Origin of the sequence: uncultured Streptomyces sp., from assembly GCF_947488945.1 — a bacterium.
GTDB lineage: Bacteria > Actinomycetota > Actinomycetes > Streptomycetales > Streptomycetaceae > Streptomyces.
The window spans coordinates 114,217-137,713 of the sequence record NZ_CANLBS010000005.1 but is presented as its reverse complement, the minus strand read 5'-3'; the positions used below and the strand labels follow the sequence as shown (position 1 = coordinate 137,713).

The 23,497-nt window shown below is 73.9% G+C and carries 9 protein-coding genes; all 9 read right to left on the bottom strand.

All coding sequences use genetic code 11. From position 1 onward, the window contains the following. Positions 1 to 7: 7 nt before the first annotated feature. The 9 genes from Q0994_RS09410 to eccB all read right to left on the bottom strand — a co-directional run bounded on the left by Q0994_RS09410 (position 8) and on the right by eccB (position 23,494). Complete coding sequence (locus tag Q0994_RS09410; protein ID WP_299531527.1) at positions 8 to 1,258, bottom strand: RICIN domain-containing protein; 1,251 nt, start codon at positions 1,256 to 1,258, stop codon at positions 8 to 10. Positions 1,259 to 1,343: 85 nt separating this feature from the next. Beyond that, on the bottom strand, positions 1,344 to 16,064 hold the full coding sequence (locus Q0994_RS09405) for a hypothetical protein (RefSeq protein ID WP_299531524.1): 14,721 nt from the start codon (positions 16,062 to 16,064) through the stop codon (positions 1,344 to 1,346). Between the two features lie 7 nt (positions 16,065 to 16,071). Next, on the bottom strand, positions 16,072 to 16,425 hold the full coding sequence (locus Q0994_RS09400) for a hypothetical protein (RefSeq protein ID WP_299531521.1): 354 nt from the start codon (positions 16,423 to 16,425) through the stop codon (positions 16,072 to 16,074). 6 nt (positions 16,426 to 16,431) lie between these two features. Then, positions 16,432 to 16,875 (bottom strand): YbaB/EbfC family nucleoid-associated protein, encoded by a 444-nt coding sequence (locus tag Q0994_RS09395; protein WP_299531518.1) that lies wholly within the window; start codon positions 16,873 to 16,875, stop codon positions 16,432 to 16,434. Between the two features lie 37 nt (positions 16,876 to 16,912). Continuing rightward, a complete protein-coding gene (locus Q0994_RS09390) occupies positions 16,913 to 20,389 on the bottom strand; it encodes an AAWKG family protein (RefSeq protein WP_299531515.1) in 3,477 nt (1,158 codons plus the stop codon). A 74-nt stretch (positions 20,390 to 20,463) separates the two neighbouring features. Next, a complete protein-coding gene (locus Q0994_RS09385; RefSeq protein WP_299531512.1) occupies positions 20,464 to 20,901 on the bottom strand; it encodes a type VII secretion system-associated protein in 438 nt (145 codons plus the stop codon). A gap of 101 nt (positions 20,902 to 21,002) precedes the next feature. Further along, positions 21,003 to 21,326 (bottom strand): WXG100 family type VII secretion target, encoded by a 324-nt coding sequence (locus tag Q0994_RS09380; RefSeq protein ID WP_299531509.1) that lies wholly within the window; start codon positions 21,324 to 21,326, stop codon positions 21,003 to 21,005. A gap of 53 nt (positions 21,327 to 21,379) precedes the next feature. Further along, on the bottom strand, positions 21,380 to 21,718 hold the full coding sequence (locus tag Q0994_RS09375) for a hypothetical protein (RefSeq protein WP_299531507.1): 339 nt from the start codon (positions 21,716 to 21,718) through the stop codon (positions 21,380 to 21,382). Between the two features lie 192 nt (positions 21,719 to 21,910). Further along, positions 21,911 to 23,494 (bottom strand): type VII secretion protein EccB, encoded by a 1,584-nt coding sequence (gene eccB / locus Q0994_RS09370; RefSeq protein WP_299531505.1) that lies wholly within the window; start codon positions 23,492 to 23,494, stop codon positions 21,911 to 21,913. Positions 23,495 to 23,497: the final 3 nt, after the last annotated feature.

Genomic DNA, 23,497 nt, shown 5'->3' with positions numbered 1-23,497 from the left:
CCCCCGCTCAGCGGCTGCTCCACTTCTGGTTGTCGATGCCGTTGCAGGTCCACAGCTGGAGACGGGTGCCGGCAGCGGTGTGCTGGGCCTCCACGTCCACGCACTTGTCGGCCTGCGGGTTGACCAGGTCGTGGGCGGCGTTGAGACGGAACTGCTGGGCGGGATTGCCGCTGCAGTAGGCGAGCTGGATGACCGCGCCGTCCTCGCGGGAACCCCAGGCCACGTCCATGCACAGGCCCATCGAGCGGACCGTGCCGTCGGAGCGGAAGTCCCACTTCTGCCACGCCGCGCCCGAGCAGTTCGCTATCTCCAGCGGCGCCCCGTCGGTCCCCTTGTCGCCGACCACGTCGATGCACCGGCCCGACTGGTGGCTGGCGAGCCTGATGCCGGGCACCACCGGAGCGGACTTCCTCGTGCTGCTCCCGGACGACGACGACGTGCCCGAGCCGGAACTGTTCCTGGCCGGAGCGGCCGTCGTCTTCTTCGGCGTGGGCTTCGCTTCCGCCGGCGCGCCGCCGCCCGAAGTGCCGTCCGCGCCGCCGCCCGAGGTGCCGGCCGCCGGGGCGGCGGCCCCTGCGCCTGCCTCCGCCTTGCCCGCGCCCGCCGACGCCTTCGGTGCGGGGGACGCCTTGGGCGACGTCTCCGGGTCCGGCGAGGCGGAGTCGAACACGCCGGGTTCGGCCGCGTTCCGGGCGTTGCCGAGGACCGTGCCCGAACTCTCGCCCGCGGCGCTGCTCTTGCGGCCTCCGTCGTCGTCCCCGCCGCTGACCAGGAACGGTACGGCGATGAGCAACGCGCCGGCGAGCGCCGCCCCGGCCAGGATCGCCTTGGACGGACGGGCGGGATCGGTGGCGGCCGCGGCGGTCGCCGCCCCACCGGTGGCGGTCGCCGTCGCGGTCAGCGGAGTGGCGGCCTCCTCGTCGGTGGCGGTGGCGGTGGCGGTGGCGACGGATCCGCTCTCATCCTCGCCGGAGTCGGACCCGGACCCGGTCGCCGCGGCGGTCGCGGTCGGTGCAGCCGTCGCGGTGGCGCCGTCGGAGCCGGTGCTCTCACCGGTGGCGGTGGCGGCGGTGGCCGTGGAAGCGGCGGGCGTGGCGGGCTCCGGGACCGCGCCGGCGGAGGCACCGGCCGGCGCGGGGGCCGACGAGGAGGTGCCGGCCGACGAGGAGGTGTCGACCGCGGCCGGGGAGGCCGTGGCGTCCGGAGCGGTGGTGGCGGAGGCCGGCGGCTGGTCCGGCGAGGGGGTCTGGGGGGTCATGGCGGCGTCCAGGGGAGTGAGGGTGGCGGGGCGGGCCCGGCGGTGGGCGGCGAGGTGCGGTCGGCGGGGGGTGAGTGACGATACGTCAGGCGAGGCTGGGCTCCTCCCGCGGCTCCTCGGCCGGAGCGACGGTGTACGTCGTGCCGTCGAAGCGCAGCCGCACCGGGTCGCCGCCCGGCGCGCCGAAGCGGCGGACTTCCGTACCCGGCCCGGTGATCACGACGGCTTGGGCGAGGCCGCGGGCGACGAGCGCCGCAACCACGTCCGCGTAGGCGCGGGAGGAGGGGCGGTTCAGCAGCAGGTCGATCCGCTCGTCGGACGTCAGCCCGGCGTCCGCGACCGTGATGTCCCCGCCCATCATCACCGCGAGTGCGTGCTGACTGCCCGTCAGTTCGTGTCCGATGCGCGCGAGTTCGTCCATCGAGACCGGATCGTCGCCGTCGGGGAGCGAGGTGCCCGGAACCGGTCCGTCCAGGAGCAACTGGTCCCTGGCCCAGGCCCGCAGCGCGGTGGGCGCGTCGTCGGCGACCAGCCAGCCGAAACCCATCGCCTCGGCGAAGCCGTCCGACCACACCATCGGCGGGGCGGTCAGCCGCAGCGACTCCAGCAGCGCGTCGGCGAACGCCCGGTCGCCGGCCGCGGACGTCGCGGAGGCCGCGGAGAACGAACCCGCCCCCTCGGGGCCGTACGGGCCGGAGGACCGGGCGTCCTCGGGACGCTCGCCGGGGAACCCGCCCGAGCCGCGCGGGTCCGGGGAGGGGAGCGGGGCGGGCCCACTGCCCGTCGGCGGGAAGGCCAGGGGGGTCCGCGGGGTGGGCGGGACCGTGCCGCTGGTGCCCGGAGCCCGCCCGGCGTCCACGCTCAGGGTGACCCGGCGCCTGCGGGCCCGCCGTACCTCGCGCGGGGCGTCCGGCGCCGCACCGGGATCGTCGGCCGGCAGGTCCAGCCCGGCCGCCCTGCGCTGCACGTCCACCAGTGCGCGGGTGCGCTCCGTCGAGGGCGGGTCGGCGAGCAGGCGTTCCAGGCTCTCGCCGAGCGCCCGCTCGAACTCCCGGGCGGTCACCGTCACCCGTTCCCCGGCGGTCTCCCGCGCCCGGCCGGCCCGGTCGACGCCCGGCAGCCGGGTGCCGTTGCCGTACCCGGTGAGGGTCACCGACGGCGGACGCAGCCCGTACTCCTCGTTCCACAGGCTGAGCCGGGCCACCTCGCGGGTGGCTCCCGCCACGCGGTAACTCCCTTCCTCCGACAGAGCCTTGGTGCCTTCCGGGAACTCGATCTCCAGGGTGCCGGGCGGCTCCTGGCCGAGGACCACCAGGGTCAGCGGGTTGTACACCGCGGAGACGGCGTCCGGCTCGTCCGGCAGCAGCGCGGCGTTCTGCTCGTGGAACGACTCTCCGGGCCGGCGGGTGTACATCTTCATGTGCCACCACCGCCGGGAGTCCATGGCGGGCGGCATCTGGATCAGATGCAGGCCGGCGGTCTTCTCGGCCATGTCCAGCGCCCGGCGCTCCTCGACGAGTTCGGCGGTCTCCGGTCCCGGCTGCTGGTCGGCGGCCAGCCGGGCCACGCGCCCGCGGCCGTCGCGCACCCGGATCAGGGCGTCGAGGTAGCGGCGGCCGCCCTCCAGACGCCGGCGCGGCCCGGTCGCCGCGGACGCGTCCGGGTAGGCGGCGATACGCCGGTCCACCTGGGCCAGCAACTGCTCCAGCCGCGGCCCGTACCGGGCCATCGCGTCCTCGATGGCCCCGTTCATGGCGTCCTGGATGTGACGGCGGCGGGCGAAGTTCTCCAGGCTCACCTGGGACAGCCCGTCCTCGCTCTCCAGCACCACGGTGGCGAAGTGGTAGCCGAACGGGAGCGCGGGCCGGGGGTCGGGCTTGGCGTGGTTCTCGCGCAGACCGTACCCGCCCTCCGCGTCCGGGGCGCCGATCGACTGCACGACGTACCCCTCGCCGACCGCGGCCCAGGCGAACTGGTTGACGCCGATGCGCCGTGCCACGTCCGTCACCGCGTCCAGCCGGTCCGGATCGGGGCCGTCGAGCCGCAGCGCCCCGCCGTACTCCTCGCCGGGCAGGAACCACGGGGCCCGCCCGCCCTTGGTGCGCGGGTCCTCACCCATCCGCAGCGCTGCCCACGCCGGTCCGGTCTCCTCGGGGTCGGCGGATCCGTCGGCCACCTCCGCCATGGCCCGCGCCAGGAGGTGGGTGCCGGTCAGCTCCATCTCGTCCTCGGCGTTCAGCTGCACCGGCGCGGTCGTCCCCGTCGACGGGTCGCGGAACACGCCGTACGCGGGGAAGCCGCCGAGCGCTCCGGCGGCGAAGTCCCGGCAGATCTCCACCGGCGGCTTGCCGGCGGTGAAGACCGGGCGGACCCGCAGCAGCGCCACCGGGCCGTCCGGGCCCGGCACCATCACCGTCGCGCCGTCCGTCTCCAGCGTCACCCCGCTGCCCGCCGCCCGCAGCCGGGTCACCGCCCGCGCGAGCACCGCCGGGGTCGCGTAGGCCTCCTGGACGTGCCCGCCCTCGCCGACGATGGCCAGCGTGCCGTCCTCGGACACGCGCAGGACGGGACGGGGGGCGGCGAGCGTCTGCTCCAGCGGCAGCGCGAGGACGGGGTCCTCGGCATGGCCGTCGCCCGCCAGGGGCTGCGGCACCGCTACGGACGGCGGATAGAGCGTACGGAAGAGCGGGTCGGCGTCATGCGCCGGCAGCGCCGTGACGTAGTCCGCCGTGAGCAGCGGCCGGGCCCGCCAGGCCGCGTACGGGTCGGAGGCGGTGGACGCGTCGTCGTTCAGCAGCGACCCCATCGAGAAGCGCAGGGTGTCCGGCGGGGGGCCGCCCCGCGTCCGGGACGGGCCGGCGGCGGAGGGGCCGAGCAGGAAGTCGGCGCCGAACGTCAGCTCCACCGAGGCCCCGTCCGCGTCGGCGTCGGAGTCCGCGTCGTCGGGGTCGTTGCCGTCGCGGGGGGCCGCCGAGACGGGCCAGGTGGGATCCGGGCCGTCCTCCGGCGTGAGCGCGGTCGCCGGTTCGGGCGAGGGGCCGGACCGCGGGGCGGGGGCGGCGTCGTACGGGTGGTCCCGGACGACCGGGCCGGAGTCGGCGACCTGCTCGATCACGGCCAGATAGTGCTCCGGAAGTCCCCGCACCGGCGCGGTGCTCGCCATGACCCCCGAGGTGTGGACGGCGGACGACGCGGCGTCGATCCGGAACAGGAACCGTTCGTCGTGCTGCTCGTCGGGCAGGCCGACGTAGTGCAGCACCTCGTGCAGCAGGACCGAGTCGGGGTGCCCGAGGTCCCAGGTGCGCTGGTCCGCCGCGCCCGGCTCCGGGCTGTCGGTGAGCGTGACGTGCTCGGGGTGGGAGGGATCCGTCACGAGCTCCACGCCGATGTTCAGATGGTCACCCGAACCGGGCAGCGTATGGCCGTGGTTGACGTGTGCGTCGAGGATCGACCGCATCCGTTCGCGGAACGCGTCGAGCCGCTCCGGACCGATGTCCGCCGAGGGGGCGACGGGCAGTGTGACGGTGAGGTCGCGCACCCAGCTGCCGTCCTTGGTCTGCACGCGGCGGACCGACGCGCGTACCAGCGTCGTCGCGCCGCCCAGGGTGCCCGGCCTCGGCGGAGCGGCCAGCGGGTCGGCGTGCGGGTCGAACCGCTCGGTGTGCAGCCGTCCGGCCGGTGCTCCGGCCCTGCGGCGGGCCCAGTCCTCGCGGTCGGCGGCCACCGGCGAAGGCCCCCGGCGGGCCGACGGGCGTACCTCCTGCGGGCCCGTGTCCGCGGGGACCGGCCGGGGTGCCTGGGAGGTGGGGTGCGGGGCCCCCTCGGCCTCGGGGAGGACGAGCGGCCCGGCCGTGGCGGCGCTGTAGTGGTTGTTGCCGTAGAAGACCTGGAGCCCGCGGGTGGCGCCGGCGGGACCGACCGTGGTGACGGCGGTGACCTGGACCGCGCCGGGGGCCCGCAGAGCGTCCGCGCGCACGTCCAGGGCGTGGGCGAGCAGCGGCAGGAACACCTCGCCCTCGTACGAGCCCCAGCTCGCCGACCAGCCCGCCACCGCGTCCCCGAGCCGGGTCAGCTCGTCGTCGGTGAGCGGCGCCCGGCTCTCGGTGTACGCGGCGGCGAGCAGGGCGCGCAGGCGCTCGGTGTTCAGCGCGTGCGGGGCAGGCAACACTCCGAGGGCCCCGAGCCGGTCCACCATCGCCTGGTCGGTGGGGCGGGGGACGGGGGCCGTCCCGTCGGTGTTCGCCCCGGTGGCGGCGTCGTAGCGGGCGATCAGGTCGGCGCGTGCGAACGCCTGCGGGTGCCGGACGGAGTCGACGTCCAACTGGTCCAGCAGGGCGAGCAGCCGGGGGCGGTTCATGGTGTGGAGGGAGGCGGTGAACGCGTCGGCCCGGGTCAGGCGGTACTGGCCGACCACCTCGTCCGGCAGGTCGTCGGCGAGCGCCGCCGTGTGCAGGTACTCCGCCGTGTAGGCCCTGAGCGCGGCCACGGCCGTCTCCGAGGGGCGGTGCGGGGGCGCGACGTCGGTCTCGGACAGGACGCCCGCGATCCACGCCACGTCGGCCCGGACGCGTGCGGGGTCCGAGAGCCAGCGCAGCGTGGCCGCGTCGACGTCGGGACGCCCGGCCAACCGGTCCCGGATCAGCAGGGGATCGCTGCCGATGAACGCGTAGAGCAGGCACTCGCCGTTGCCCGGGGTCCGGACCGGCGAACCGGCCGGATGCGCCGGGGCCCCGGTCGGGGCCGCCGCCTTCTCCTTGCCCTTTCCACCGGTGCCGGTGTCCGGGCCGGTGGTCTTCTTCTCCGTCCCTGTGCCCTCGACCGGTTTCTTCCCGTCGTCGGGCGGCGTGGTGCCCTGGGGCGGGACGGACCCGGGCGACGACGGCTTCGACGACGGCTTCGCGGAGGTGGAGCCCTTCGGCGGGGGAACCGGGGCGGTCCCGGGGCGCCCGGTCGTGTGCTTCTTCGCGCTCTTCGTGGAGCCGGTGCCCTCCGTGACGGGCTTCGACCCGCTCTTGGACGCCTTCGGGTCCGTGGAGCCGGAACGCTTGCCGCTCCGCGCGCCGGAGGCCGGCGGCGGGGCGGCGTTCGGCAGCGGTGTGGCGGAGCCGGGTCGCCGGGCCGGGGCCGAGGCCAGCGAGCCGAGCGGCCCGTCCACCCGTCCCTCCCCGGTCCCGGCGCGCGCGGTGCTCACGGCCGTGCCGAGCGCGGGCAGCCGGGCGGCCGCGGCGTCCTGGGCGGCCCCCTGCGCCACCTGCTCCGCGACGGCGGCGGCGACTTCGGCGTCCCGTGCGTCCCGCTGCGCGCGGGCCTCGTCGCGGGCGGTCGTCGCCGCCACCACCCGGGCGTCCGCGGCCCGTGCCAGGGACGCGGCGCGCTCCTGCTCGGTCACCGCCGTCGCGTGCTCCGTCCGGGCGGCGTCGAGCAGGCCCCGGGCGTCGGTGACCGCCTCCTCGGCGGCTTTCAGATCCTGGGCAGCGCGTTCCGCGTCCAGGCGCCGGGCTGCCAGTTTCTCCCGCACCGCCGTCAGGTTCGCGCGTGCCTCGGCGGCCCGGGTGCGGGCCGTCTCGACGGACGGCAGCCCGTCCGGCACGGTGGCGGCGTCGGGCACGGCGGTACCCCGCTCGGCCGCCGCGGCGGCCCGCCGGGCGGCGCCCCGGATCCGCTCGACGTGCTTGACGAAGTCGTCCGCCCGCTGCGCCTCGGCCGCGAGCCTCGTCTCCGTCTTCACGTCGGCCGCGATCCGGGTCCGCGTCCCGGCGAGCGCGTCCCGCAGCCGCACCCGGTCCCCCGAGCGCTGCGCGAGGGTGTCGTCCGCCTCCGTCACGAGCCGCCCGGTCTCCGTGGCGCGGGCCGTGGCCTTGCCGAGCGCGAGCCGGGCGTCCGCCGCGGCGCTCTCCAGCCCGGTCAGCGTCGTCTCCGCGTCGGCGAGATCCTGGTGCGCGGTCGCCTGCGGGGGCCGCAGGGACAGTTCGAGCAGATGGGCCTCCTCCTGTGCGCGGGCGGCCTCCGTCAGCGCCGTCGACTGCCGCGTGAACGCCGTCCAGGCGGTCCGTACGGAAGAGGCGGCGGTGGGGCCGGAGTTCAGCGAGCCGTCGGCGGCGAACGACCAGCGCCGCAGCCCGTCGCCGGTCCGCAGCGTCAACTCGACCGGCTTCCCGGCGATCCGGGCCGCGCCCGACGCGGCGTGCAGCGCCCGCGCCCGACGGACGCCGCCGGGATCGGCCCCCAGCGCGAGCCACAGTCCGGCGGCCCCGTCGTCCGGGTGGATCCGGTCGGCGAGCGCCGACGGCAGGGTGTCCAGCGGGTGCCTGGTCCAGTCGCGCAGGTCGCCGGCGGGCTGGTCGGCCAGCATGCCGGGAACGTCGTAGACCCCGGGCAGCGGGCGGTGTTCGAGGGCCTCGCCGCCCTCGGCGTCCGGGTCGGGCCGGGTCAGCACCCCGTACCCCAGCGCGTCGCGTTCGGTCATCCGCATCGTCGTCGTGCCGGTGACGTGCCGCGTCCCGTCCGGTCCGCGCACCGTGAGGTGGACGTCGACGAGCGCCGCGTAGGTCCGGGTGCCGCGCTCGCCCTTGGGCGCCGCCGTGGTGCCCGTCTTCAGCCAGTCGCGGCCCGCCCCGCTCGCCGTCGCGGTCTCGCCCGCCGTCTGCGGCTGCCGCACCAGCACCGGCACGGTCGCCCCCACGGTGTGCCGGTTCGGGTCGTCCGCCGCGTACGCGGCCTGGAAGGACAGTCCGAATCCGGTTCCGCCGGACGACGTCGAGGTGGTGACGGAGTTGTACAGCCGCAGCCGGTCGAGCGTCACGTCCCCGGTGTCGCTGGTGAGCCGCGGGTCGTGCAGCGACACGGAGATCGTCGGCGCGTCGAACGGACCGGAGTTGCCCACCCAGGCGCCGGGCATCCGGTCGGTGAGACCACCGGTGGTGCGCGGTCGGTCCAGCGCGATCTCACCGGCCTGGATCAGCTCGCCGAGCCGCACGGCCGCGGCTTCCGACGAGGTCGACGTGGTGAGGGACCGCCAGGGCGTGTTCTGGCCGGGGGCCACCGTGTCGAGTGCGGTGGCCACTTCCTGCCAGGCGTTGAAACCGAAGGTCGGCGTGGGACCGCTGGGCTCGAACAGGGTGTCCTCGGTGAACGACCCCTTCCCCCGCGGGCTCTCGGTGCTCACCTCCGGGTCCACCGGGCCGCGCTTCGGGGTGCGGTCGCCGGCCTCGCCACCGGTGAACCGCAGCGAGACGGCGGCGGGCACGGCGGCGGTCCGTGCCGGCCGCCCCGTCAGGGCGCCGGTGAGCCAGTCGACGAGCCCGTCGTCGGCGTCGTTCCAGGAGACGACCCCGTTGGTGAGCAGTCCGCCCACCACGTTCGGCGGCCAGTCGGTGACCAGCTCGGACCGGACCGTCATGACGTAGTCGTACTCCACGTCGAAGTCGGCGGCCCCGTCCGTGCGCATCCAGTACCGGTCCTCGGCGGACTCCGTGGTCTTCACCCCGTGCGCACGCGTGGTGGAGGCCGTCAGCACACCGGCGTTCCGGTCGGTGCGGGTGTCCGACGCGGGCCGCGGGTAGCGGGCGAGCGGGGCGAGGGTGACGGTGTGCTGGCGCGTGGACGTCGTGCCGTGCGAGACGACGGAGGGGGTGTGGCCGTGCCACTGCTCCAGGCCCGTGCCGGCCCCCGCTTCCGCGCCGCGCAGGGCGGCCCGCTGGGTGGGGTTCGGGCGCGGCCGGGCGCTGAGCGTCACCTCCACCAGCCGGGCGCCGCCCAGCGCGACGTGCCGGAAGTGGAAGCGCTGGACACCGGCCGGGCCCCGGCCCGGCAGCGACCTCAGCCCGGTCGGCGAGGTGTAGTCGGCGATCCGGCTCCGCACCCCCGGCAGGTAGGACGCGTGTCCGGGCAGGGTGGCGCCCGGAGCCTCCCGTTCGACCAGTGCCGTCAACTCGGCGCGGACGCGGTCCCGTCGGGCGGGCGGGCCGCCGGGCTTGGAGAGCGGGGTCACCGACAGCACCGCGCCGTGGCCCACTTCGCCGGTCCGGCTGAAGTGGCCGGGCGGTGCGAGCGCCTTCACCGGGGCGGCCGGGACGGCCGGCGCGTCCTTCATGCCGCCGAACCAGCTCGCGTCACGCCGGTACTGGTGGTCCGTCATCAGGAACTGCACGCCCTGCGGCACGTCGACCGCCAGTGTCACCGGGGCGTGGCCGCCCAATCCCACACTGTTCGCCGGGCCGTTGCGGAAGCCCCGCCGGATCGTCACCAGATACGTGGCGTCCGCGGCGACCCGGTGCTGCGTGCCGCTCTCCGTGGGCGTCCGGTTGACCGCCGTGATCGAACCGACGCTGTCGGTGTTCTCCACCTTGCGCACGTAGCCGTACCGTCCCGACATGCCGAAGCGGTCCGGGCGGTCCGGCTTCCGCGCGTCGGACGGTGTACCGGGGGCGGGCGCCGGGGACTTCGGGTTGTTCTGGCTGAGGGTTCCGGCCACGCCGGTCCGCAGCGCGGAGGAGTACGCCCGCTGCGAGGTGGCGGAGTCGTTGGACCCGAGCCCCGTCTCCAGGTACTGCTTGACGTCGTGCCGGTACTGGGCGTCGTGCAGGACACCGCGGATCTCCACCGAGATCTCCTCGTCGGCACCGAGGCCCGGCAGCGTGATGCCCTCGACGACGTACCCGCCCTTGAAGATCTGGTGGGCGCGCGCGGTCAGCGTGCCGGGTGACAGCGCCGCGGCCAGCACCTCGTGCGCCACGGTGGTCGAGTCGTTCGCCTTCTGGCCCACCAGCGATCCGGCGGCGGCCCGTCCGGCCGCCACCACGGGACCGGCGTCGGCGGGGTTCCGCGGGGCCGGACGGTTGTGCGTGGGCAGCACCCCGGTCCCCGTGGTCGCCCCGAGGGGGCCCCGCGTGTACTGCCGGAAGGCGTCCATCAGCGCCTCGGACCCCTTGACCACGTCCACCAGGGCGTCGTCGGGCATGCGGACCACGTCCGGGCGGGGGGTGCCGTCCGGACGGACCATGGCCATCCGGTCCTCGTCGTTGCGCGGACCGGGCGCGGTGACCGGCGCGCGTACGACGTGCGGTGCGGGCGCCGGCGCGGGGGCGGAACCCGGCAGCGTCCGGTGGTGCGGCACGGAGAACTTCAGCACGCCGGGGACGGTCGTCGGCGGCGGCCCTGGCGTTCGGGTCGGCACCTTTGCCGCGAACCGCACCCGGGGCACGTCACCGGGACCGTCGAAGAGGTCCAGCGAGAGCCGGGCCGGCACGTCGAAGACCTCGCCGTCCTGGCCCGAACCGATGAAGAACTGCTCGTGCCCGATGCCCGATCCGACCGTGTTCTGGTGCGTCACCTGACCCACGTACATCGCGTCCGCCGCGCCGCCCAGCGACCAGGCCCCGTTGCCCACCGGGGTGCTGCCTCCCGCGCCGAGCCCCACCGAGAAGCCGTACGACGACGCCTGCTGCTCGGCGCCCGGCACGCCGAGCACCGCGAGGCCCATGCTCTGGATGCCCGGCAGGGACTTCACGTGCGCGACCGGGGCCGCGGTGTCCCGGGTGGCGCCCAGCCGCAGGCGGACCCGTTGCGTGCCGGTGGGGGTGGGCCGGTCCAGCCACAGCGAGTGGCCGCCGTCCACCATCCCGTCGGTCGCCGCCCGCAGCCCCACGTCGGAACGGGCGGTCTCGAAGCGCCGCAGGTTCGCCAACTGCGCCTGCACCAGCGCCTCGTCGGGCAGCACGCTGGAACGACTGTGCGTCGCGGAGGGCAGATACCCCTCGGTCCGCAGCCACTGGGCAGCCTGGTCGAACAACGGGTCGGCCCCGGTGACGCCGAGCGGCGTGGCGGAGAGCCCGACGCTCTCCAGCCGGTCCAGCTCCGCCGGAAGGGAGCGCACCTCGGCCGGGTTCGTGCCCAACGCGTCGGCGGCGCTGAGGACACGCAACTGCATGCCGTTCCGCCACGGCCCCATGGCCTTCCGGATCTCGCCGCCGCCGGGCCTCAACAGGGTCAGCGTGTGGGTGACCGTCGAGGGCGTCAGCAGATGGCTGCGGTTGCTGCGCACCGCGTGCATGACCGCGGCCGAACCGCCGGACGACAGCGCGTCCGACGTCTCGTACTTCAGCCCGCCCTTGCCCACCGGCGCGGCGAGCGCCCAGGCGGTGGACGCGGCGGCGTGCCCGGCGGACGTGTCACCGGTGAAGGCCGGGTTCACGTTGACGTCCACCGCGATGCCGCTGGTGTACTTGGCCTGCCCCTCGACCTTCACGGTGTGGACGACATGGCTCTCCAGGTTGATCTTCCCGTCGAGGCTCCCGTGCGTGGGCGTCTGGAGCTGCACCGCGGTCGTCAGGCGCAGGACGCCGACCGCCCGGCCCCTGCCGTCCAGCAGCACCGGGGAGAACACCCCCCGCCCGCGCTGCATCGGCAGCGTGCCGCGCAGTACCGGCTCCGACAGGAACGCCGCCAGTTCCTGCCGCGACGCCTCCGAGAGGTCGTTCAGTTCCCCGGCGAACGCGCTGTGCGCCTCCCGCAGCAGCCGGCCCGGTTCGGCGACCGAGTCCACGCCCCACACCGGCAGGTCGTCCAGGGCGGCCGGAGCCGGCAGCTTCTTGCCGTCCGCGTCCGGCGCCGCGAGGTGCTCGGGGAACCACACGGTCACCGGGCCGTGCGACTGCGCCGTGCCCCAGAGGGGCGGAGCCGTGGGCGTGGCGCCGTCGTCCACCCGCACCTGCCACCGCGAGTCGAACGTGAACCCCTGCGACGCCTCGTTGCTGCGCTGCGCCGAGGTGGACTGCACCACCTGGGTGACCGTGCTGGAGGAGGAGTACTGGTTGTGCGTCAGCGACAACGACGGGGTGAGGTCCACCGCGCGCGTCGACCCCGCCGCCATGATCGGGAACGCGCCGGTCCAGGGCACCGGGATCGTCCGGATGTTGCCCGACCCCTCGGTGGACCCGCTCTCCTGGGTGCCCTGGCCGCGCCGCTCCACATGGATGTCCGGGTCCGCGGTGTAGTGCTCGCCGTCCCGCCGGTTCGGTTGCGGGTCGTGCAGGGTCAGCCGTACGTGCACGGTCCTCGGCCGTCCGTCGACCGTGACAGTGACCGGATGCCCGGCGGTGGACAGCAGGTACGCCAGCTTCAGGGACATCGCCTCGGCGCTGAGCACGTCCCGCACCCGCACCAGCACCGGATGGGAGTCGGCGGTGTCCGCCGGCAGGCCGAGCGCGGTCAGCACCTGGCGGTGGAGTCCGTCCACCACGTGGTCGGGCAGCGGCTCCACGTGGACCAGACCGACGATGCCGTCCCGCCGCGAGCCGTAGTCCCGCACGTAGGCGGACGGCCGCGGCGACGGGTCGGACGGCGGGGGCGCCGAGAGGGTCCGGGAGGACTTCGGGGGCGGTGGGACGAGGGAGTCGGAGGTGGTCGGGGCAGGAGTCAGGGTGCTCAGCGGTATCCCGCCCGACGTGCCGTCGCCGTGTCCGGTGGTCCGGCTCGACGCGCGCTCGTCGTCCTTCCCCTGCATGTCGGGCTTGGCGTTCTTGCCGCGCCGGCGGTACATCAGCGGGTCGGCGCCGGGCACCTGCGTGGAGGAGGCCGTCGTGGAAGGCCGCGGCGCGGTCGGTTCGGAGGTTTCGGCACCGCTGGTGGCGCCGCGTACCGGCGGCGACGGGTCGCCCACCACGGCGTTCAGCAGGGCGAGGTGGCGGGGCCGGAGTCCCGCCTGGGCGTAGCCGGCGCCGACCGGCGGCAGCGGTCGCCCGTCCGTCCCGACGGCAGGCGGGACGAGCACGGGGGCGGGCTCGCCCGCGTCCGCGGTCGACTCGGTGACGGGCCGGTCGTACGCGCCCATGAGGCTGCCGGACACGGCGGGCCGGTGCGGCGCGGTGGAGTCGCGGTACTCGTCGCGCAGCCCGAGCTGGTGGCCGATCTCGTGGGCGAGGTCGTTCTCCGTCGCGTCGGTCGCCCAGGTGTGCTGCGACATCGCGGCGTCGGGATCGGCGGTGAGCCGCACCTCCAGGTGCGGCGTGCTGCCCGGCGCGGCCGGGACCACCGTCACGTGCAGCCGCTCGCCGCCGGGCAGGCGGTGGCCCGGCGCGTTGAAGACCCGCTCCACGCCCGCCACCGTCCGCTGCCAGAGGTCCTGACGGACGGACTCCGGGACGAGGTGCCCGTCGGTGAACGCCACCTCGACCGTGAGGTCCGTGACCGGCTCGCCGTCGTGGACGAAGCGGCGGACGTCGAAGGCGGAGTCGACCACGTACTGGGTGGTGCCGGTCCCGTCCGCCGTCGGCGGCGTCGACACGGGGTCGACCCAGGTGTGCCGGCGCGGCTCCACGGCCGCCGCGTCGCGGGCGTCGGACCAGCCGGGCGGGGGCTGGGGGGTGACGGGCGGCGGGGTGGCGGCGGCGACGGTGGCCGGGGTGGTCCCGGCCACCGGGGCGTCGGCCGGGGTGGTGCCGGTGGGAGGCGGGCCATCGGTCGGGGCGGTGCCGGTGGGTGCCGGGCCGTCCGTGACGGAGCCCGTGCCGTCCTGGGGGTGCGCGGAGTCGGTCGGGGTCTCGTCGGCCGCGGGGTCGGGGACGCTCCCGGAGGTGTCGTCGGCCGGGTCCGCCGGCGTGCCGGCGCCGGGTGCGGGGCGGGCGCCGGACGGGGTGGTGCCGGGCTGGCCGGTACCGGCGGCCGGAGCGGTGGCGGCAGGGGCGGTGGCGGCCGGAGCGGTGCCCGTTCCCGGGGCTCCGCCAGGGGCCCCGCCCGGCGCGACCGCCGACGGCGGGGCGACGACCACGGGCGGCTCGGCCTGCGCGGTGGTGGGGGAGGGCGCCGGGGTGGCCGGGGCCGGCGGCGCGACCGAGTCGGACCCGCCGAGTTCCGCCACCACGTCCGCGACCGTCCTCCCGCCGGTCCCCGTGGTCCCGTCGGGCGCGTGGGCGGTGCCGGGGATGCCCGTGCCGACGCTGCTCCCGGTGCCCTCGGAGGGGACGGGCGCGCCGCCGGCGGTGTCCGGGCCCCCGGTGCCGGCCGTGACGTCGGTGGAGGTCGCGGTGGTGTCGGTGTCCGAGGTGCCGGTGCCCGGAGTGTTGATGACCGAGGTGTCGGTGACCGGGGCGTCGGTCTCGTCCGACGGGACCGCCTGCGGCCGGTCATCGTTCGCAGCGAGATCCGAACTGTCTTTGTTTCGCGCCGAATTGGTTCCCGACGGTGCAGGCGCGCCGCCCGGGTTCCCGGGCGTGTGCGCCCCCGGCGGCGGCACGGACTGCCCGGACGCACCCCCTTGCAGGTCCCCGGTTCCGACGGTGCCGACAGCGCCTGCGGGGTCCTCGAACCGGTCGCCGTCCGTGCCCGCGCCCTTGGGACCCGTGCCCGTGGTCCCCGTGCCCGTGGTCCCCGAGGCCGTAGTGCCCGTAGTGCCCGTGCCCGTGGTCCCCGTGCCCGAGCCCGAGCCTGTACTGCTTGTTCCCGTCCCCGTGGTACCCGGCCCCGCGGTCCCCGTACCGCCCCCGGAGACCGTCACCTCGTCGCGCGTGACGGAGTCGAGCGACGGCACGTCGTCGAGGCCCGGCACGTCGATCGTCCTGCCGCCGGCGCCGTCGAGCAGGTCCGTCGAACCCGGCCCCCGTACCGTCGGACCGTCCGCACCGGGCCGGTCGACGCCCGTACCCGTGCCCGTGCCTGTCCCCGCACCCGACCCCGTACGGTTCCCCCCGGACGCACCGGGGCCGACGAACGCGCCCGGTCCGCCGCCGGTGGTGTCGGGGCGGCCGTCGCCGCCGCCGGTGTCCGCCCGGTCGATCGTCACCGGATCGACGTTGATGTCGTGGAATCCGAGGCCCTCGCCGATCGAGCTGCCGAACTTCTCCGTGCCGTCGCCGAGTCCCTTCTCCACGACCGAACTGATTCCGGAGCCGAGGAAGGTGTCCAGGCTGGTGGTCCACTTGCCGTCGAAGAGGCCGTTGACGAAGATCTCGGCGACCGATTCGGAGGCGCCGGAGACCAGGAAGTTGTCCGCGATGTCGGCGGTCTCGTCCAGCCACTTGTTGCGCGGCGGCGGAGGGGTGGTGACCTTCGTCGTGATGTCGGTGAGGTTCTTGTTGAACGGGTTTCCGTTCGGGTTGTCGAAGATGTTGGTGAAGGTCTTCCCGAAGGTCTTGGTGACGTGCGAGAAGAGCTCGTGGAAGCCGCCGGCGAGCGCCCCGAACGCGCCGTCCTTCAGGATCTGGCCCCAGTCGAAGCCGTCGGGCCGGCGGCCGGGCGGCGCCTGCGTCATCATCGCCAGGCGCACCGCGAACGTGGTGAACGCCTCCTCGAACGCCTCGGACAGGCTCGGCATGAGGTGGGTGCGCTTGAGCAGTGTGTCCAGCGCGGTCAGGATGGCGACCCGGCTGCGGGCCTTCGCCACCGCGGCCTGACTCGCCGCCGAGCCGCCGGTGAAGATGGACAGGGCCAGGATGATGGCCAGTTCGATGAGGAGTCGGATCAGCTCCGCGATGATCTGCCACTTCGACTCCATGATGTCCATGGAGCTCTTGACCCGGCCCTGCGCGATCGTGTCCAACTGCCCGGCGAACTCGCGCAGGTAGTTGGTCCCGCCGCTGTCCACGAACAGGTTCATCGCGCGGACGTAGTTGTTGCCGACCTGCGGCGGCAGTGCCCGCCCGACCCCGACGACGGACTGCTCGATGAGGTCGGACAGGTCGACGACGCGCTTGCCCAGCCGGTGGTACGGCTGGTGACTCGCGTACGCCTTGTCCTCGTCGGCCTGAAGCATCCGCTCCCCGATGAGCACGAAGAGCAGGTTGTTCAGCTGCGGCGAGACGTGGATGGTCATCGAGGGGTCAGTGCTTCCCGCCGTTGCCGTTGCCGCCGCGCGAGGAGGACCGGATCGAGTCGAGCACGCCGCTCTGGGTGGAGAGGATGTTGCTCAAATTGGACATCGTGCCGTCGGCGACGCCCACGACGGCCTTCGACAGCGCGAGGCCCGTGTCCAGGGCCGCCTCGCGCTCCTTCTTCTCCTGCGGCAGCACCTCTTTGGCGTAGCTGTCGTCGGTACCCGGCCAGTCGCGGGTCAGGTTGACCGCCGACACGAACTCGTGGACGATCTCCTGCGCCAGCGCGCTGATCTGGTCGATCTGCCGGGCGCCGGCCTGGAGCCGCCCCGGCTCGGCGTAGTAGGCGTTTCCTTCGGGCATCTTCTCTCAGTCCTCCTCGCCGATCTCGTCCCGCAGCCGCCGCGACGACGCGCGTGCACCGCCGGACGAGGGACCTTCCAGCACTCCCGGGCCGAAGACCTTGTTCCAGTCCACGTCGACCCCGGTCAGCTCCGGGACGGACGGGCTGGCCGCGGTGAACGGCTCGAAGGTGCGCATCACCCGCCGCGCCATCTGCGCGCGGGCCTCCTGCACCGCCTCCAGCACACTGACCGCGAGCTGCGAGGCCGCCATCGTCCGGTACTTGCCGTCCAGGAACTTCAGCTCCGTCAGATCGCCCTGCGCGCTGACCGTCACCTCGACGGCGCGGTCCTGGGAGCGTACGGAGCAGTGCGCGTCGATCAGTTCGGACTCGGCACGGGCCACCGCCGCCTCCGTCTGAGCGAGTTCGGCCATCGCCTGGGCGAGCCGCTGCTCGATGGACTCCTTCATCGTCGCCCCTCCCGACGGCTCCCGGCCGTAGTCCCGTTCATCGTCCGATCACCGCGGGTGCGCCACCGTCGTCGGTGCCCCACACGTCCTCGTCCTCCGGCACCCAGCTGTTGCGCGACCGGTCACCGCTCTCCGTGGACTGGCCGCCCTGACCGTTCCCGGCGCCGCCCCCCATCGGATAGAACGGGCTCGAACTGGTCGCGGGGGCACCTCCCCGGGTGACCCGCATCTCCTCTTCCTCCTCCGCCACGACGCCGCGCCCTCCGCCCGCCCCGCCGCGCCTGCTGACGGCGCCACCGGTCTCCGTGAGGACGTTGCGCACCCGCTCGTTGGAGTTGCCCCCGCCGCCGCCGGCCCCCATACCGCCCATGCCGCCGCCCATGCCCGCCGGGTTCAGCGGCATGCCGCCGGGCGACGAGGCGGAGTCGGCGGACGTGCCCGCCTGCGCGGTCAGGGCCGAGCCTCCGGAGCCCGGTGCGCCGAGTGCCCCGCCGGTGTACGGCGAGCTGTCGTACTCCTCGTACTCCGCCGAGTCGTCCAGGAACGAACCGCCGCCGCCACCGGCCGTCGCGCCGGCCGAACCGTTCAGCGCGCCGAGCGAGTCGAGCGAGGAACCGCTGGTGAACGGGTCGGTGAGCGAGTCGAACGCGGAACCGGCGGTGTTCGAGACCGAGCCGTTGAGCGAGCCCGAACTCGTCGTCGGCAGGTCGGGGATTCCGGACAGCCCCGCGGGGGAGGGGCCGTTCAGGTCCGTGGTGGAGGTGTGCCCCTGCGGGTCGGTCGTGGTGAGCGCTCCGGTGCCGGGGTTCAGGCGCTCCACCGTGCCGTCGGGGTACTTCGTGGTGAGGGTGCCGTCCGGGTTGAGCGTGGTGGTGGAGCCGTCCGGGTTGGTGAACGGCTCGCCGGGGTCGAGGGCGGTGACGGTGGAGGTGCGGTCCGGGTTCAAAGTGGTGACGGTGCCCGCGTCGGGGTCCACCGTCAGCTTGGTGCCGTCCGCGTAGGTCGTGGAGAGCGACCCGTCGGCGTTGAGCGCGGCCAGGTTCCCGTCGGCGGTGCTGAAGGTGCCGGAGTCCGGGTTGAGACTGGTCTCGACGATGCTGCCGTCCGGACGGGTGGTGGTGAGCGCGCCGGTGTCCGGGTCGAGTTGCTCGACGGTGCCGTCGGGGTGCTTCGTGGTGAGGGTGCCGTCGGGGTTGAGCGTGGTGGTGGAGCCGTCCGGGTTGGTGAAGGCGGTGCCGGTGTTGAGGTCCGTCGTGGTGACGGTGCCGTCGGGTGCGGTGGTGGTGAGGGTGCCCGCGTCGGGGTCGACCGTCTGCGTGGTGCCGTCCGGGTACGTCGTGGTGAGCGAGCCGTCGCCGTTGAGCTGGGCGGGGTTGCCCTCGGCGTCGGTGAACGTACCGGTGTCCGGGTTGAGCCGGGAGTCGACGACGCTGCCGTCCGGGTGGGTGGTGGAGACCGCCCCGGTGTCCGGGTTCAGGATCTGGCTCGTCCCGTCCGGGAAGTCGGTGGTGATCGTGCCGTCGGGGTTGAGCGTGGTGGTGGAGCCGTCCGGGTTGGTGAAGGCGGCGCCGGTGTTCAGGTCGGACGTGGTGACGGTGCCGTCGGGTGCGGTGGTGGTGAGGGTGCCCGCGTCGGGGTCGACCGTCTGCGTGGTGCCGTCCGGGTACGTCGTGGTGAGCGAGCCGTCGCCGTTCAACTGGGTGACGCTGCCGTCCGGGTTGGTCATCGTGCTCGGCAGCGCGTCCTTGTCCGGCTTGCCGCCGTTCAGGTTCGAGGTGGTGAGGCCGCCCAGTCCGCCGAGGCCGCCCACTCCCAGCCCGGCGGGACCGGTCCCCCCGTCACCGGTGAGCGAGTTGAGATCGTCCGTGGTGGTGCCGCCGAGTCCGTCGGTGCCGCCGAGTCCGTCCGCGCCGCCGAGCCCGTCGGTGCCGCCGCCCAGCCCGTCGGTGAGACCGTTGAGACTGTCGTTGAGCCCCGAGGTCGTCTCGTTCAAGCTGTCGTTCAGCCCGTCGGTCACGTCGTTGAGGCTGTCGTTCAGCCCGTCGTTCATGTCGTTCAGGTTGTCGTTGAGATGGTCCGTGACGTCGTTGAGGTTGTCGTTCAACCCGTCGTTGATCTCGTTGAGGTTGTCGTTGAGCCCGGCACCCAGGTTGTTCAGCCCGTCGCCGAGATCGTTGAGGCTGTCGTTCAGGCCGTCGTTCAGGTCGTTCAGGCTGTTGTTGAGGTCTTCGCTGTTCTGCTCCGCCTGCTCCTGGGCCAGTTCGGCCTGGTCGCTCTGGTACTCCTCGGAGAGCGTCGTGGTGTTCTTCGTCTCCAGCGGATCGGCGAACGCGTCCTGCACCTCGATCCAGGCGTTGTTGACGTTGGTGAGGGCCGTCGTTGCCACCGGGATCAGATGGGTCTCGATGTACTGGTTCCACTTGGCGACCGCGGCCTCGCCGATCTTCTTCCAGTTGGCCACGTTGTTGAGGTCGCCGTACTCCGGGTGGACCTGCTTGAACGCACCCGTCGAGGAGTAGGTCGTGGTGGTGGTGGAGTAGTAGCCGCCGGACGTCGTGTGACGCTGGATGTGCGGGATGTTGTTCTCCAGCACCCACGCCGACACGCTGTCGAGGATCTCCATCACGGCCCGGTGCGGGTCGTGCTGCCGGGTGTTCGCCCAGGCCGTCCACGCGTTGCGGAGGTTGGTCGCCTCGGTGATCAGGGTCTTCTGCGCCGAGATCAGCGCGTCGCTGAGCTGCGACTTCGGGGTGTAGCCGGTGCTGGTCGAGTTCTGCGCGGTGTACGTGGCTCCGCCGAGCTGGTCGACGTAACTGTCGTAGTTCTTGTGCAACTGGTGGATCAGGTGCCAGAACAGCCCGGCCGCCTTGCCGCGCCACGCCGACTGCTCGCTGCCGAGCGAGGTCTCCCACTGGCCCAGCGTCTCGGCGTGGTCGGTGAAGAACGCCAGCGCCCGGTCGAAGGCCCGGCCCGTCCGCTCGAACGAGTCGAGGTCGACCGCCTCGGCGTTCACCACGCTCAGCCCGTTGTACGCGTACCCGCGGGTGCTGCGGCTGTCCAGCAGTTCGTCCAGGGCCCCCTTCGAGCCGCTGACGTACTGGCCGAGCGGCCCGAAGTCCCACTCGTCGCCGTATGCCCCGGTGAACTCGCCGCCGGACATCGTCTCGCCGGCCTCCAGCAGCCGGGCCCGCCCGTGCTCGTCGACCGGCACGCCGATGAAGACGATGCGGGCCTTGCGCATCGAGACGCCGCTGTGCGCGCCGTCCCCGCCCGCGTGGTAGAAGGTCAGGTCGTAGTCCTGGCCGCCGCTCTTCATCCAGCCGCTCAGCGCGGAGAAGTCGTCGGCCGTCACCGCCCGCATGCCCACCCCCTGGATGTCCATCCGGAACAGCGGAATGCCTTCCTTGCTGCTCAGGTGGTCCTCGAAGAGGCCCTTGCGGCTGGGCACGCCGTAGCCCGTGAACAGGGTGACGGCCTTGCCCCAGTAGTCGTCGGTGTCGTAGTTGGCCGGCATGGCGCGAACCTTCGGTGTGGGGGAGGGGAGCGGGGGCGTACGGAGGGCGGGACCGGCGGTCCGTGCCGGGAGGGTCAGGTCTCCGTGGAGCCGCCGCCGATGTCCGAGTCGACGTCGGAGAAGATGTCCAGCAGCGCCTCGCCGTCGATCGACGTGAGCGAGGTGCCCTGCGTCTTCAGCAGGGTGCGGATCGTCTCGCCCAGATCCCGGTCGATGTCCTTGAAGAGGGTGGACTGCGCGTCGAAGACCCCGTCGATCGCCTCGGCCGACGTCTTCACCGCCGTCACCAGGCCCGCCCCCGCCACCTCCTCGCCGTTGGCCATCAGGCCGATCGCGAGAATCGGGTTCTCGTCGATGTGGTCGGAGGTGGTGATGCCCTTCACGAGGCTGTGCAGCGCCCGCACTCCGGCCTCGTCCTTGGTGATGGCCTTCAGGTCCGCCATGAAGTCGGCGATGTCGATGTCCCGGAACCTCTGAAGGCTCTGGGAGTCCAGGTGGGTCAGATCCGCCACGACGTCCTCCTGCTGCGTGTCCGTACGTCCGCTGTCCTGTGCGCGTCCCCGCGACGAAGGGCCGGGCCCGGCCCGAACCGGGCCTGCCCGGCCCGGCCGCGTCAGCGTCCGATGGTGACCTCGGACCACATCTGGGTCAGCGAGTTCTCGCTGTACTTGTAGCTGTCGGAGATGTCCGTCAGGAGACCGGAGTGCGACGTCAGCAGGTTTTCCATGTTCTTGACCGCCTGGTCCCACGCGGCCTGCTTCTGGCGGTAGGTGTCGGCGTCGTTTCCGTACCAGGTCTTGACGAGTTCGCCGAGCTCGGCCTCCAGCGAGGCCAGCGTGTTCGCTATCGCCTTCGTCTGGTGGACCATGTCGTCGGCCGCGTTGTTCATGTGGTTGTAGTCGACGTAGATGTAACCGTCGGTCAGGTTGTCGGGCACGGAAGTCTTCTCCTGCTCAGTGGGGGTGGGTGAAGTACCGGCTGCGGACCGTGTCAGCCGGCGAGCTGGTCGAAGGCCGCCTGGGACTGCGTGTACGCCTGGTTGATCGAGTCGTTCGAGGAACCCTGGGTCTTGTTGTGCTGGACCAGGCTCTGGTTGAGCTTGTCGACCATGTCCTCCAGGTTCCTCAGGATGACGTTGGCCTGGTCGTCCCACTGCTTGAGCAGCGAGCCGAACTGGCCGCCGTCGCTGCCCTGGTAGCCGGAGGACAGGGTGGCGCGGGTGGCGTCGACGTCCTGACGCGACTTCAGGATGCCGCTGAAGGCGCTTTCCAGCGCCTGGATGCCGTTCCGTGTGGACTGTTCACTGGACTGCTGCCCATTGCCTGCCATGGCTCCACCTCTTCGTCGCTCGGTGTTCCGGTTCCCGGAGCCTAGAGTTCGTCAAGTTGACTGTGCAACAGGTGGTGGAAGATATGAGCTTCTGTTGAGGAATCCGTAACTCCGCTCCGGAGAGCGTTCTCTGAGGGCTCGTATACGACTGCCCGCCGGCCCGGGAGCGGGACCGGCGGGCAGTCGGTCCCGCTAGTGCGCGGCGCCGGTCGTGGCGAACGCCACCGACCGGGCCGAGCCGGCGGCCTGCCGGCCGTCGGCTCCGTCGCCGGCCTTCCCCTTGCCGTTCTCACCGCCCTTGTCCGTGCCGCAGGCCGGCGCCGTCACCGGGGCCGAGGCGCCCGACGCCGCCTCCGGCGCGAGGTCCGGGCCGGTGGCCAGCATCGCCAGCAGCGGCGACGGCAGCGTCTGCGCGGTGACGTCCGCGTAACCGAGCGCGGACAGGGCCGCGTCCGACGCCACCCGGTACTTGATGCCGTCGTCCCCGACCAGATACGTCGTGTTGCCGACGATGCCGCCGCCCGCCCCCAGGGCCCGCACCAGCACCCCGTGACCCGGGCGGGCGACCACCGCGTCCACCGGGAGGCAGGCCGCCACCGCCCGGTCCGACGTGCCCTGCGCGACCGGACCCAGATCGGCCGCCGGAACCACCGCCGAGGTGACCCGGGTGCCGTCGGAGTCCGTGACGACGCGGGCGCAGACCGCCGAGTCCTCCGGCACCGCCGCCGCCTTCGGCGGGGTGTCCGGCAGGCCCGGCACCGAGACGTCCTTCCCCTTCGTCGCGGGCGCCTGCCGGTCGCCCAGCACGTCCGCACCGATCCGCCGGGGGTCCGGCGACCCGCCGTCGTACGCCTTCTCGCGGGTCGCCGGGTCCCCGAGCACCAGGGCGGCCCCGGTGGAGGTGAGCGGCACCAGGCCCTCGGAGCGCAACTGGTAGTACTGCACGCCCGAACCCGGCACCCGTACGGTGAACACCTGTCCCAGCCGCGTCGCCGTGCCCCCGAGCTCGGGTCCCCCGTCGCCCAGGCCCGCCACCCGCGGGGCCGCCAGGTCCGGGCCGGCCACCAGCGCGTCCAGGAAGGCCGCCGACACGGGGCGCGGGGTCACCGAGCCGTATCCCAGCGACACCGCGGCGCCCGAGGCCCGGTCCAGCTCCAGCCGGCTGCCCTGCCACACCAGATACGTGGTCCCGTCGGGTCCCCGCACCACCACCGCCGACCCGGCCCCCAGCGGGGTGCCGGTCGCCGGACCGCCGGTCACCAGGGCGGTCACCGCTTCCGTCCGCGCGGTGCCGTCGCCGCCGCTGCGGGCGGCGACCGCCGCGCACACCTGCCACGCACCGCCCTCCAGGTCCCCGGCGGCCGGCACCGAGTCCGGGGCGCCAGGGATGCCGACGGTCGCCCCGACCGGCGTCCCGCGCAACGACGCGGTGCCCACCGTCGTGGTCTTCAGCTTCCCGCCGCCGATCAGCAGCGCGGAGGCGTAGTTGCGCACCGGCCGCAGCCGACCGTCGATGAAGAGGTAGCGGGCGCCGGTCTCCTTGTTCACGATGAGGCTGTCGCCGGACCGCCAGGAGTCCTTGCCGCCCGGCGAGATCAGCCCGAACACCACGGCCCCCGCCGCCACCAGCACGGCGATGACCAGCCCGATCACCGTGCCGCGCGTGGTCCGCCCCAGCGGGCTCTCCGCGGCGTCCGGATCGGCCAGCAGCATGCCGGAGGTGAGCCGCCCCATGATGAACGAGTGGGCCTGGGCCTGGTCGCGTTTCGATTGCATCGT

Excerpts from the sequence above, each read along its gene's own strand:
- Q0994_RS09410 (WP_299531527.1), bottom strand. The coding sequence starts at position 1,258 with ATGACCCCCCAGACCCCCTCGCCGGACCAGCCGCCGGCCTCCGCCACC.
- Q0994_RS09405 (WP_299531524.1), bottom strand. The coding sequence starts at position 16,064 with ATGACCATCCACGTCTCGCCGCAGCTGAACAACCTGCTCTTCGTGCTC.
- Q0994_RS09400 (WP_299531521.1), bottom strand. The coding sequence starts at position 16,425 with ATGCCCGAAGGAAACGCCTACTACGCCGAGCCGGGGCGGCTCCAGGCC.
- Q0994_RS09395 (WP_299531518.1), bottom strand. The coding sequence starts at position 16,875 with ATGAAGGAGTCCATCGAGCAGCGGCTCGCCCAGGCGATGGCCGAACTC.
- Q0994_RS09390 (WP_299531515.1), bottom strand. The coding sequence starts at position 20,389 with ATGCCGGCCAACTACGACACCGACGACTACTGGGGCAAGGCCGTCACC.
- Q0994_RS09375 (WP_299531507.1), bottom strand. The coding sequence starts at position 21,718 with ATGGCAGGCAATGGGCAGCAGTCCAGTGAACAGTCCACACGGAACGGC.
- eccB (WP_299531505.1), bottom strand. The coding sequence starts at position 23,494 with ATGCAATCGAAACGCGACCAGGCCCAGGCCCACTCGTTCATCATGGGG.